Raw genomic sequence first — 12405 nt, 5'->3', positions numbered from 1 at the left:
GGGAGTGCTGGAGGTTCTAGGAGCTCTGGGAGTGGTCACGACGCCGCGGCCGCCTCGGCCTCGGCGGTGGTGAGGAACTTCAGGTTCGTGACGTGCTCGTTGGAGTACCACTGGATCGAGTCGGTCGTGTAGTACCAGCTCGGCTTCTTCATCGAGTCGGCGACGACCAGGCCGTTGATCACCAGGTTCTCGAACGTGACGCCGTCGATGGCATGGTCGGCGTCGTAGCCGAGCAGGAGCGACGGACTGGCCTTGGTGCCCGTGTAGGTGAGGTTCTTGACGTAGACGTCCTGGATGCCGCGGCCGACCGAGGTGTTGTACTTCGTGTTGTACATGACCTTCAGATAGATGACCTGTCCCCAGCGGATGTCCTCGATCCGGACGTCCTCGACGCGGACGTTCTTCAGGAGGTTGGAGTCGCCGACGTTGAGGGCGATGCACCCCTGGTAGTTCATCTGGGGTTCGCGCTGGTCGCAGATGTCGAGGTTCTTGAAGACGAGGTTCTCGATCGTCTCCGGGTTCTCGGTGTTGCCGTGCGTGCCGACGTTGATGGGGTGGGCGACGTCGGCCCAGAGGGTGGAGTTCTTGACGGTGATGTTCCTGGTGTCGCCGTAGTACTCCCAGCGGTGGGTGTAGATGGCGATGCAGTCGTCGGAGTTGCGCATGAAGACGCCGTCGATGGTGACGTCGGTGCTGGAGAAGACGTCGATGCCGTCGCCCCAGCCCTTGGAGCTGAAGGCGCACATGCCCTTGATGGAGACGTCGGTGGACTCGCCGATCTGGACCGCGTAGCCGTTGGGGTTGAGCACGGTGACGGCGTCGATACGGATGTCGGTCGAGCCCTCCACGAGGATGCCGCCCGCTTTGGTGCCGGCGAGCACCCCGCGGCCGGTGATCCGGGCGTCCCGCACGTCCTTGAAGACGACGGTCGCCTTGAGCAGGGCACCGCCGTCGAGGTAGACGGTCTTGCCCGAGGGGACGTTGAGGTATCCGTCGGCGGTGGTGTGGACGCCGGGACCGTAGTAGAGGACGTCGGGGTCGGCCGCCTTCGGCCTGCGCTTCTCGATCGGGCGGGCGAACAGGTGCAGGGAGTCGAAGAGGTCGTCGTTGATCTGGACGACGATGTTGCGCGGTCTGTCGAGGGTGAACCGGAGGGTGTCGGCGAGGACTTCGGGCGTGATGCCGTACGAGTCGGGCCGCACCCGCACCTTCTGCACCCCGCCCTTGATGAAGGTCACCTCGACCTCGACCTCGCCGCAGAAGTCGAAGTGGGCGAGGGAGGAGTTGAACTGCTTCTTGCTGCCCGTGGTGGCGTTGATCTCGGCGAGGGTGGGCCGGTAGACGCCGAGGGTCTCCCAACTGCCGCCGGGGACACGGACCTTGACGGTGTAGCTGCCGGTGTTGACGGGGGCGCCGGACGGTACGGGGTAGGTCACCAGGTGCGGCTCCACCGCGTCGCCGTCCGCGCGGGCCGTCGTGGCCGTCAGATTGGTGAGACCGGCCGCGAGCACGGTGGCACCTGCCGCCTGGAGGGCGGTGCGGCGTGACAGGGGCGTGTTCATCTCAGGACTCCTTGCAACAGGTCGGAAGGCTGGGCTACTTCAACAGGTCGGAAGGCTGGACTACTTGAGGCCCGACGTGGACATCCCGGCGACGAATCCGCGCTGGGCGATGAGGAAGATCAGCAGGATCGGGACGACGTACATCACGGAGGCGGCCGCCTGGAGGTTGGTGGCGGGCATGCCGGCCGAGGAGACGTAGGTGGACATGACGGCGACCGCGAGTGTGGAGTGGTCGGTGGACAGCAGCAGTTGGGGCGCGATGTAGTCGCCCCAGGTCCAGGTGAAGGCGATGACGAAGCTCGCGGAGAGCACCGGCCAGGACTGGGGCAGGAAGATCCGCCAGAAGACGGCGGTGTAGCCGCAGCCGTCGACGATCGCGGCCTCCTCCAGCTCACGGGGCAGCCCGGCGAAGAACTGCCGGAAGAGGAAGACGAGATACGGGGCGGAGGAGAGCCCCCACAGCACCCACGGCCAGTACGTGTCGACCATGCCGAGCTTGGCGAAGATCAGGTAGGTCGGCAGCAGGGTGATCATCTGGGGCAGCATCATCGAGCCGATGAGGATGCCGAACAGGAGCTTCTTGCCGGGCGCGGTCAGCCGGGCGAAACCGAAGCCGACCCAGGCCGAGCTGAGGGTGACGAGGACGCCGTAGATGAGGGCGATGATCAGGGAGTTGCGGGCGTAGCCGAGGAAGTCGATGAGCTGGTAGGCGTCGGTGAAGTTGTGCCACTGGAAGTGCTCGGGCAGCCAGTGCACGGGGGCGGCGGCCAGCTCCTCGGGCGCTTTGAGGCCGGTGAGCACCAGCCAGCCGAAGGGGCCGAGGAACAGCCCGGTGACGGTGACGAGGACCGTGTAGAGGACGAGGCGGTTGGCCCGTATCCGCACGCGGGGCGGCGACTTGGGGCTCAGGCTGGTGGCGGTCACTTCTTCGCCTCCGGGTCGACGTTGTAGAACACCACGCCGGACGTGAACTTGAAGATGAGGCCGGTCGCGATGAGGATCAGGACGAAGAGCACCCACAGCAGTGCGGAGGCGTAGCCGTAGCGGCCGAGTGCGAAGTACTGCGCGAACACATGGATCATGTAGGTGTAGTTGGACTGCGGGACCGTGGTGACGCCGCCCGTGGTGGAGATGGGTGCCAGCAGCAGCGGCATGATGGTCTGCACCGAGGCGATCACACCGGTCACGGTCTGGAAGAGCAGCACGGGCGACAGCAGCGGCACGGTGATGCTGCGGAACGTGCGCCAGGAGCTCGCGCCGTCGAGCCGGGCCGCCTCGTGCAGTTCACGGGGCACGTCCTGAAGCCCGGCCAGCGAGATGATCATGATGTTTCCGGCGCCCCAGAGCACCGTCATGATGAGGACGTAGCGGGCGTAGGGGTCGGCGAGCCAGCCGAGGGCGTCGAAGCCGAAGAAGGTCAACACCCCGTTGGTGGCACCGGAGTTCTGGTCGAAGAGGTTCTTGAAGGCGATGCCCGCGCCCACGGGCGGTACCACGGCCGGCAGATAGAGCAGGGTGCGGAACAGCCCGCGCGCCCTGAGCGGTCGGTTCACCAGGACGGCGAGTCCGAGTCCCGCGAGGATGGACAGCGGCACCGAGATCGCGGCGAACAGCCCGGCGCGGCCCAGGGAGTCCCAGGTCACCGAGTCGGAGAACAGTTCGCGGTAGTTGCCGAGCCCGACGTAGTGCCAGTTGGGCGAGATACCGTCGAACGTGGTGAAGCTCAGCCACAGCGCGTACCCCATCGGCACGATGGTCAGCAGCAGGAACCCGATGATCCACGGCGAGGTGAACAGGTAGAACGCCCGGTGCCTGCGCGCGGTCATGGTGGACCTCGGCCGGCCGGCGGACGCCACCCCGGTGCTCGCCGTCGAGCGGGCCCGGTCCGCGGCCGTGGTGATCTGATCGACCGTCATCCCACTTGCTCCTTACCGCGCTTGAGCTGTTCGTTGACGGCCGTGGTCAGACGTCGTGCGACGGCGTCGACGGAGGTCTCGCCCTTCATCGCGGCAGGGGCGATCTGGTTGAAGAGGGCGTCGAAGGAATCGGCGGTGGTGTACGGGCTGAAGGAGACGACCGAGTAGTGCTTCAACTCGTTCTCCTGCACCTTCAACACCTGTTTCTGCTCGGTGGTCTGAGCTGGCATCAGCGACCGCAGGGACTTCAGCGTGGGGATGCCCCAGCCGCCGGAGGCGCGGGCCTTGGCCGGGGCCTCGCCGAAGTACCACTCGAAGATCCGCCAGGCGGCGTCCTTGTTCCCGGCCTTGCGGGGCATCCACAGCCCGGTGCCGCCCTGGCAGGCGCTGATACGCGGGCCGCCGGCGAAGACCGGGGTGGGGGCGAGCCGGGAGACCTCCGCCAGCTTCTTGTCCGGGGTGATCATGCCGCCCATCCAGTAGCCGGAGTTGCACATGGCCAGCCGTCCGGCCTGATAGGTCGGCCCGTCCCAGCCGTTGGGGTCGGGCATGATGAGGCTCGCCCCGACCTTGAGCCGGCACAGTTCGACGTACCAGGCCAGCGCCTTGCGGGCTTCGGGGGTGGTGAAGTCGACGCGGGAGAAGTCGTCGCTGAAGAGGCTGCCGCCGGCGGACGCCGTGAGTGTCGCCATGAGGGTGGCCTTGGTCAGTCCGTTGTAGGTGCCGCCGGCGACTGTCGTCTGGCCGTTCTTGCGCTGGACGATGGCCTTGGCGTTCTCCAACCACTCCTCGTAGGTGAGGGGTTCGGTCGGCGAGGGGAGGGCGACGCCCGCCTTGTCGAAGGCGGCGGTGTTGTACCAGTACATGGAGTCCTGGGAGAAGTCCTTCGCCATGCCGTAGCGGGGGCCCTTGCCCTGGGTCCTCCCGTCGTAGCGCCACAGGTCGTTGACCGGGTCGAGGTCGTCGGTCCTGAGGACCGTGCTCTTGGCGAAGTAGCCGTCCAGGTCCTGCATCACGTCCCGGGCCGCGAAGTACGCGGCGTCGACGGCGCCGACGCTGCGCACCAGGTCCGGCGGGTTGCCGCTGGTGAGCATCGCGATCAGCTTCGTGATGTCGTAGTCGACCCGCTTGATCCTGATGCCGGTGTCGTCGTGGGCCTGCTGGACCAGTTCCGGGCTGAGGTCGTCGGCCTTGACCATCATCGTGATGCTCTCGCCCGAGCCGCTCACCCCGGTGGAGACGGGCAGCGCGCAACCGTTCAACGCCGCCGCACCGGCCGCGGTTCCTCCTGCTGACAGGGCGAGGAACCGGCGGCGGTCCATCGACGCACCGACATGAGGGTGCATGAACGCACCACCTCCCGCTTCACCTAGTTGGCTCGATCGCTTGGCAACCGGTTGTTGGGCAATGGGGCAGAGCTTCTTCCTGTCCGGAAACCGCGTCAAGAGGCTTGACGGATTTTCGAAAAGACTGTGTAACCTCGGCGACATGCGCCCAACGGCCAAGAGGGCGGCGATGGTCGATGAAAGTACAGGTCATAGCCCTTGCGTACGACACCGTCGACCATCCGCGTCCTGACGTGCGCACCGATCCGGACAGTCCCGCACGAGGCTCTCGTCGAGGGTCCGCAACGGCACGGAACGCGGCCCGGCCGCCCCTGAAGAGCAGTACTCGGAAGACGCTTCAGACGGCATGACAGGAAACCGGTTGCCAAAGGCCCTCCTCACCTCCTGACCAGCCGCAGTCCGGTCAGAGGCCGGCGAGAAAACGTGGTAACCGATTTCGCGACAGAGCAGGATCAAGGGCCCTCAGGCGGGGAGCTGAGCAGACCGGCCCGCGCTGCCGCCCGACCCCGCCCCACCGCTCCACCCGCCCGTGACATGCACGTACGCGCAGCGAGCGAGCCCGGCGAAATCCGCGCCCGCGCGATCCGCCCGACCGATTGACCCGCCGTTCCCGGCAGATCTACGGTAGAAGGCGCTTTCTGAAAATGTTTCTACTCAGCGTGTCAGGAGTCTCATGCCCAGCGCTCAGCTGCCGCGGGCCGTGTTCGCGATGGACCCGGTGCACCTCCCCCTGCTGTTCCCCCCGGCGCTCATGGCCCGGCTGCGGCAGGCGGCCGACCTCGATCCCGGCCTCGTGCTGCGGGACTTCACCGATCCCGGGGCGGCCCGGATCCTCGCGTCGGCCGAGGTGCTCATCACCGGCTGGGGCTGCCCGAACCTCGACGCGGACGTCCTCACCGCCGCCCCCCGGCTGCGGACCGTGCTGCACGCGGCGGGCTCCGTACGCTCCCTCGTCGGCAAGGAACTGTGGGAACGCGGCGTGAGCGTGTCCAGCGCGGTCACCGGTAACGCGCTGCCGGTCGCGGAGTACACCCTCGCGATGATCCTGCTCGCCGGAAAGGACGCCTTCACCCATCGCGAGCGGTTCCGCACCACCCACGCCTATCCACCGCCGGCCGAGACCGCGCACACCGGCAACGTCGGCCGCCGCATCGGCCTCATCGGAGCCTCGCGCGTGGGCCGCCGGCTGCTGGAGCTGCTGCGGCCCTTCGACTTCACGGTCCTGCTCCACGACCCGTATGTGAGCCCCGCCGAGGCCACCGCGCTCGGCGCCCAACTGGTCTCGCTGGAAGACCTGTTGAGCCAGTGCGACATCGTCAGCCTGCACGCCCCGGACATCCCCGAGACCTACCGCATGCTCGACGCCGGGCGACTCGCGCTCATCCGGGACGGCGGCGTCCTCATCAACACGTCCCGGGGGGCGCTCGTCGACCCCGACGCACTGACCGACGAGCTGGTCGCCGGTCGACTGTATGCGGTACTCGATGTCACGGAGCCCGAGCCGCTGCCGGCGGGGTCGCCGTTGTACCGGCTGCCGAACGTGTTCCTCACTCCTCATATCGCCGGGTCCCTCGGGAACGAGCTGGAGAGACTCGGGCGGATCGTGGTGGAGGAACTGGAGCGGGTGGCGTCCGGCGAGGCCCTGGAGCACGAGGTGCGGCATGCGGATCTGACCCGTGTCGCCTGAGCCGACCGGCACTTCCCGGCCGACGGAAACAATGGGATACGGTTTTCCGCACCGGCTCCGGGCCGGGCCCCCGACCGGTGTCCTCCCGGCCCCCGGTGGGGCGATCGCGACGGTGAAGGAGCCCCCAGGGTGAGTCAGCGCAAGGCTTCGGGCGACGCCGGACGGGCCACCATCCGGGACGTGGCGGAGCAGGCGGGCGTCTCCGTCGCCAGCGTCTCCCGCGTCCTGTCGGGCAACTACCCGGTCTCGGAGGAACTGCGCCGCCGGGTGATGAAGGTGGTCGGCGACCTGGACTACGTCACCAACGCCCACGCCCGCTCCCTGGCCGGCGGCGGCACACCCACGGTGGCGATCCTCATCAACGACATCACCGGCGCCGCGTTCGCCCATGTCGCGAGGGGTGTCGAGGGGGCCGCCACGCTGCGCGGCTGGCTCTCCCTGGTCGGTACGACGGGCGACGACCCCGAGCGTGAGCTCGCGCTGGTCAACATGATGCGCCAGCAGGGCGTGGCCGCCGTGGTGCTGCTCGGCGGCGCCTACGACTACGACGAGTACCAGCTGCGCATGGCCCGGTTCGCCCGCTCCCTGGACGCGGCCGGCTCGCATCTCGTACTGGTGGGCAGGCCGCCACTGGAGGGCGACGTACCGGCCACGACCGTCGACTACGACAACGAGGGCGGTGCGTACGCGATGGCCAGCCATCTGCTGTCCGCCGGGCACCGCAAGGTCCTGGTGCTCCCGGGGCATGCCGAACTCACCACCGCGCAGGGCCGGTTGAAGGGGGCCCGGCGGGCCTTCGAGGCGTACGGCGTACCGTTCGAGCCCGGCCTGGTGCGGCACGGCTTCTACGACTACGAGCACGGTTACGACGCCGTCCAGGAGTGTCTGCGCGACGGGCTCGACTTCACCGCGGTGCTGGCCGGGACCGACGTGGTCGCCGCGGGTGCCATGCAGGCGCTGCGTGCGGCGGGGCTGCGGGTGCCGGAGGACGTGTCGATCGTCGGGTACGACGACATTCCTCTCGCGTCCCAGCTCACGCCCCAACTGACCACCGTGCACGTGCCGTACGAGGAGATGGGCCGGGTCGCGCTGCGCGCGGTCGCCGACCGGCGCGAGGGCGGCGCGGGCCGCCGTAAGGGCGACGGCGACCACCTCGTGCTGGGCACCCATGTCGTCGTACGCAACTCCGTCCGACCGCCCACCCCTCGCGTGTGATCCGTGCGAGTGGGCGGTCTGGAAGCGCTGTGATGGCGATCGTTTCGTAAGCGTTTTCCAAAGGTTTTTTCGCGATACCCCAAGGCCGGGCCGATGGTCGCCCGGCCGCCGCGCGGGCCGCTGTGCACATGCTCTGACCTGTATATATGTCCGTCGATCGGTTGTCGTCCGCAGGGTGCCTCGGCATAACGCGACGGACAACCGGGCGTAACAAATTTCCGCGCACCTCTTGCTATGGACTGATCCGTCGCCCTACCGTCCCAGCAACCGCTTACTACAGCTTCCGCTTGGCCGACCCCCCTCAACCGCGAGCCGCGGATTCCGGCCGCCGTTCCCGGCCTGCGCCCCCCCGAGCCGCCGTCCTCGTTCCGAGGCGGCCAACTTCCGAAGGAACACGGTCAGATGAACTTCACCAGCCGCCGGAGAAGGTTCGCCCAAACCGCTGTCGCGGGTATCGCACTGACAGGCCTGCTCGCCGCCTGTGGCGGGTCGGACTCCGGAGACGACACCGACTCCTCCGGTCCGGTCACCCTCGACTTCTGGGGCTGGGCCAACGGCCAGGAGGCCGTCGTGAAGGCGTTCAACGCCTCCCACAAGGACGTCCAGCTGAAGTACACGAAGATCACCGACCAGCTGACCATGCAGAAGCAGCTGAGCAACGCCGTCAAGGCCGAGAACGCCCCCTGTCTGCTCCAGAACACCGGTGAGTACGTGACCAGTTGGGTCGCGCAGGGTGCGCTGGCCGACATCTCGAAGTACGTGGAGTCGAGCAAGGGCAAGTTCAACTCCGGCTCGTGGGCGACCGGTCAGGTGCAGGGCAAGACCTACGGTGTGCCGACCGCGTCCGCGCCCGCGTTCACGATCTACCGCACCGACCTCTTCAAGAAGTACGGCCTGAAGGCCCCGACGACCTGGGACGACTTCATCGCCGCGGGCAAGGTCCTCAAGAAGCACGACATCAAGATCACCAACTATGCCGGGGAGGACCCCAGCACCCTGGAGGTGCTCGCCATGCAGGCGGGCGCCCACTGGTACGCCATCGACGGCGACGCCTGGAAGGTGAACTTCCAGGACGAGGGCAGCCTGAAGGCCGCGAAGGTGATCCAGGAGATCATCGACAACGACCTCAACGCCAAGCTGTCCTTCGCCGACTACGCGGCCGTGCAGCGCAGTTTCGACAACGGCGACACCGCGACCCGGCAGATCTCCACCTGGCAGATGTCGGGCATGGTGCAGAACTTCACCAAGTCCTTCGGTGACTGGGCACTGTCCCCCTGGCCGACGTTCGCGGGCGAGGCGGCCAAGACGCCGGCCGGCACCAACCAGAGCGGCAACCTGACGCTGGTGTCCGAGCAGTGCAAGCACCAGGAGCAGGCCGCCGAGGCGGCGCTGTGGATGTCCACCGACACCGGAGCGGTCAAGACCATGGCGAGCCCGGAGACCGGCAGCGGGGTGATGCCGGCGCTGGCCGACAGTGACTCGTACGTCCCCGAGGCGATCTCCGAGAAGCTGCTCGGCAAGAACTACGAACCGGCCCAGCAGATCGTGAAGGACAGTCTCGGCACCGTCACCACCGACTGGACCTTCGGTCCCAACTGGACCGCCATGTTCACCGAGTTGCAGAGCCAGTGGGGCAAGGTCGTCAGCAAGAAGCAGACGGTCACCGACCTCCTCGCCCACATGCAGGAGTGGACGGTCAAGGACCTGAAGTCCCGCGGCATCAACGTCAAGGGCTGAGGCACATCCCGATGATTCGCTCACTGCGCTGGAAGGGTGCCGCCTTCACGGTGCCCTTCCAGCTCGGCTTCGTCTTCCTGTATCTGCTGCCGATCGGCTACGCCGTCTATCAGTCGCTGTACCGTTCGCAGTCCTCCGGTCTGGGCCTGGGCGGCACCACCGACGAGTTCTCCGGCTTCGACAACTACCAACAGGGCCTGACGGACTCGAAGTTCATGGGATCCGTCCTGCGGGTGGTGCTCTTCGCCCTGGTGCAGATCCCGGTGATGCTGCTGATCAGCCTGGTGCTGGCACTGCTCCTGGACGCGGTGACGGCCAAGGCGGCCGGCAAGTTCCGGATCATGCTGCTGGTGCCGTACATGATCCCCGGCGTGGTCGCGGCGATCGTGTGGATCAACGTGTACAGCCCGGATGTCGGCCCGCTCACCCCGCTCGGCGACTTCCTCGGCTTCCACTGGAACTTCTTCTCACCGTCGATGGTGTGGCCGTCCATCGGCAACCTGCTGACCTGGCACGGCATCGGCTACAACATGGTGATCATCTACGCGGCACTGCAAGGTGTGCCGCGGGAGCTGTTCGAGGCCGCGCGGCTCGACGGCGCCGGTGAGTGGCGCATCGCTCGGAGCATCAAAATCCCTTTCGTACGGGGCGCGTTGGTGCTGACCGGCATGCTGTCGATCATCCAGATGCTCCAGATCTTCAACGAGCCCGCGCTGTTCCGGAACATCACCCCGGAGACGGTCGACGACAGCTTCACCCCGATCATGATCATCTACAACCAGGCGTTCAACGCCGGGAACTACCACTACGCCGCGACGCTCTCGGTCCTCCTCGCACTGATCCTCGGTGTCGCCTCCTTCCTCTTCTACAGGCTCACCTCGAGGGAGGCCGACTGATGACCCTCACCGAAGAGCGCGCGAACACACGCACCGTCCGCCGTCTCAACCGCCCCGACCCTGCGGCCCGTTCACGCGGCGGCCAGCGGTTCCTGCTCGTCGGCCTGGCCCTGGCGAGCGTCTACAGCCTCTTCCCGGTGTGGTGGCTGATCGTCGCCGCCACCAAGGACCGCACGGGCCTGTACCAGTCCAACGGACTGTGGTTCTCCGGCTGGCACCTCTGGGACAACCTGCGACAGGTCTTCACCTACGACGACGGCATCTTCCTGCGCTGGACGTTCAACTCGTTCCTGTACGCCGGAGTCGGTTCCGTCGGCGGCACCCTGATCGCCCTGGCGACGGGCTACGGTCTGGCCCGCTTCGACTTCCCGGGCCGCAACCTGGTGTTCGCGAGCGTGGTCGGCTCGTTCCTGATCCCGATCGCCCTGCTCACGCTTCCGCTGTATCTGCTGTTCTCGGAGATCGGCCTGGTCGACACGGTCTGGGCGATGCTGATCCCCTGCCTGATCAATCCGTTCAGCGTGTACCTCGCCAAGGTGTATACAGAAGCCACCATTCCGTACGAACTCCTGGAGGCCGCCCGCATCGACGGCGCCGGCGAGCTGCGGATCTTCTTCAGCATCGTGCTGCGCATGATGACGACGGGCGCGGCGACGATCTTCCTGCTCGCCTTCGTGAACACCTGGAACGCCTTCTTCCTCCCCCTCACCGTGCTGCGCGGCCAGGAGAACTGGACCCTCAACCTGGGCCTCTACAACTGGTCCGGCAAACGCGCGGAGTCCGGCGTGGACCTCACCAGCCTGGTCCTGACCGGCGCCCTCCTCTCCATCATCCCGATGGCCATCATGATGATCGCGATGCGCCGCTACTGGCGGTCGGGCGTGACCATGGGGGCGCTGAAGTGACCGTCGCACCAGGAGCTTTGAAGTGACGTCGCTGAACAACCCGGTCATCCGCGGCTTCGCCCCCGACCCCTCTCTGGTCCGGGTCGGCGACCTGTACTACGTGGCGACCAGTTCCTTCGAGTGGTTCCCCACCATCCCGATCCACCGCTCCCGCGACCTCGCCCACTGGGAGTACGCGGGCCACGTCCGCGGCGCCGTCCCCGGCGACTCACTGGCCGGCGTCCCCGACTCCGGCGGCGTCTGGGCACCGTCGCTGAGCTGGGACGGCGAACGGTTCTGGGTGGTGTACTCGATCGTCCGCTCGGTCGGCACACCGTACTTCGACGTGGACACCTACATCAGTACGGCGACGGAGCCCGACGGCGAGTGGACGGCCCCGCGCCGCGTCGCGAGCCACGGCTTCGACCCGGCGCTGTACCACGCCGAGGACGGCCGACTGTGGCTCCTCAACCTCCAGAACGACTGCCGCCCCGGCGGCCGCCGCTTCGCCGGCATCGTGGCGACCGAACTGGACCGGGAGACGCTGTCCCCCGTGGGTGACACCCACCTGCTGCTCCAGCACGGACATCTCGTGGAGGGGCCGAAACTGCTGAGGCGTGACGGCTGGTACTACCTGGTGCTCGCGGAGGGCGGCACCGGTTTCGAGCACGGGGTGCTGGTCGCGCGCAGCCGTGCGCTGACCGGTCCGTACGAGGTCGACGAGCGACCGCTGCTGACCACCCGGGACGACCCGACGGTGGCGTTGCAGAAGGCGGGGCACGGGGAGTTGGTCCAGACGCCGGGCGGGGACTGGGTGTTGAGCCATCTCGCCGCCAGGCCATTGCATACCGTCGACGGTCGGCGGTGCCCGCTCGGGCGGGAGACCGCGATCCAGGCGGTGGTGTGGGACGGGGAGGGGTGGCCGAGGCTGCGGGACGGGGGGCATCATCCGGCGGTGGAGGTCGACGTACGACTGCATACGGTCGACGTTTCGCCGGATACCGTCGATGCGGTGCATACAGTCGACGCGGGGGTGGATACCGGCGGCGCCTGGGTGCATACAGTCGACGCACCATCGCATACCGCAGACGATCTGGCGCCCACGGTCGACGGGCGTGCGTCTACGGTCGACGGGCGCGGGCCATGTCTCCTATACACATCT

Annotated in this window: 10 protein-coding genes; 6 read left to right on the top strand and 4 right to left on the bottom strand. The window is 67.4% G+C overall.

Annotated elements, in window-relative coordinates:
- Positions 1-35 precede the first annotated feature (35 nt).
- Genes HLK59_RS28035 through HLK59_RS28020 form a run of 4 tightly spaced genes read right to left on the bottom strand, consistent with a single transcriptional unit; the run spans position 36 to position 4824 of the window.
- Complete coding sequence (locus HLK59_RS28035; protein ID WP_171144311.1) at positions 36-1562, bottom strand: glycosyl hydrolase family 28 protein; 1527 nt, start codon at positions 1560-1562, stop codon at positions 36-38.
- A 60-nt stretch (positions 1563-1622) separates the two neighbouring features.
- Complete coding sequence (locus HLK59_RS28030; RefSeq protein WP_171144310.1) at positions 1623-2486, bottom strand: carbohydrate ABC transporter permease; 864 nt, start codon at positions 2484-2486, stop codon at positions 1623-1625.
- A complete protein-coding gene (locus HLK59_RS28025; protein WP_171144309.1) occupies positions 2483-3478 on the bottom strand; it encodes a sugar ABC transporter permease in 996 nt (331 codons plus the stop codon). The genes HLK59_RS28030 and HLK59_RS28025 overlap by 4 nt, the downstream gene beginning before the upstream one ends.
- Positions 3475-4824, bottom strand: a complete 1350-nt coding sequence (locus tag HLK59_RS28020; protein ID WP_171144308.1) for an extracellular solute-binding protein — start codon at positions 4822-4824, stop codon at positions 3475-3477. The genes HLK59_RS28025 and HLK59_RS28020 overlap by 4 nt, the downstream gene beginning before the upstream one ends.
- A 673-nt stretch (positions 4825-5497) precedes the next feature.
- On the opposite strand from HLK59_RS28020, the gene HLK59_RS28015 reads away from it, so the two are divergent.
- The 6 genes from HLK59_RS28015 to HLK59_RS27990 all read left to right on the top strand — a co-directional run.
- Positions 5498-6511, top strand: a complete 1014-nt coding sequence (locus HLK59_RS28015; RefSeq protein WP_171144307.1) for a hydroxyacid dehydrogenase — start codon at positions 5498-5500, stop codon at positions 6509-6511.
- 129 nt (positions 6512-6640) lie between these two features.
- On the top strand, positions 6641-7726 hold the full coding sequence (locus HLK59_RS28010) for a LacI family DNA-binding transcriptional regulator (RefSeq protein WP_171144306.1): 1086 nt from the start codon (positions 6641-6643) through the stop codon (positions 7724-7726).
- Positions 7727-8128: 402 nt separating this feature from the next.
- Positions 8129-9463 (top strand): extracellular solute-binding protein, encoded by a 1335-nt coding sequence (locus HLK59_RS28005; protein WP_171144305.1) that lies wholly within the window; start codon positions 8129-8131, stop codon positions 9461-9463.
- Between the two features lie 11 nt (positions 9464-9474).
- A complete protein-coding gene (locus HLK59_RS28000) occupies positions 9475-10359 on the top strand; it encodes a sugar ABC transporter permease (protein ID WP_171144304.1) in 885 nt (294 codons plus the stop codon).
- Positions 10359-11264, top strand: coding sequence for a carbohydrate ABC transporter permease (locus HLK59_RS27995; protein WP_171144303.1), 906 nt, complete (start codon positions 10359-10361; stop codon positions 11262-11264). The genes HLK59_RS28000 and HLK59_RS27995 overlap by 1 nt, the downstream gene beginning before the upstream one ends.
- 22 nt (positions 11265-11286) lie before the next feature.
- The coding region (locus HLK59_RS27990; protein ID WP_346779829.1) for a family 43 glycosylhydrolase at positions 11287-12405 on the top strand (1119 nt) is incomplete at its 3' end.

Origin of the sequence: Streptomyces sp. S3(2020), from assembly GCF_013044505.1 — a bacterium.
Lineage (GTDB): Bacteria > Actinomycetota > Actinomycetes > Streptomycetales > Streptomycetaceae > Streptomyces.
Note: the sequence above shows the minus strand (reverse complement) of the source record. Positions and strands in the feature narration are given on the sequence as shown.

Excerpts from the sequence above, each read along its gene's own strand:
- HLK59_RS28000 (WP_171144304.1), top strand. The coding sequence starts at position 9,475 with ATGATTCGCTCACTGCGCTGGAAGGGTGCCGCCTTCACGGTGCCCTTC.
- HLK59_RS28020 (WP_171144308.1), bottom strand. The coding sequence starts at position 4,824 with ATGCACCCTCATGTCGGTGCGTCGATGGACCGCCGCCGGTTCCTCGCC.
- HLK59_RS28035 (WP_171144311.1), bottom strand. The coding sequence starts at position 1,562 with ATGAACACGCCCCTGTCACGCCGCACCGCCCTCCAGGCGGCAGGTGCC.
- HLK59_RS28005 (WP_171144305.1), top strand. The coding sequence starts at position 8,129 with ATGAACTTCACCAGCCGCCGGAGAAGGTTCGCCCAAACCGCTGTCGCG.
- HLK59_RS28015 (WP_171144307.1), top strand. The coding sequence starts at position 5,498 with ATGCCCAGCGCTCAGCTGCCGCGGGCCGTGTTCGCGATGGACCCGGTG.
- HLK59_RS28025 (WP_171144309.1), bottom strand. The coding sequence starts at position 3,478 with ATGACGGTCGATCAGATCACCACGGCCGCGGACCGGGCCCGCTCGACG.
- HLK59_RS27995 (WP_171144303.1), top strand. The coding sequence starts at position 10,359 with ATGACCCTCACCGAAGAGCGCGCGAACACACGCACCGTCCGCCGTCTC.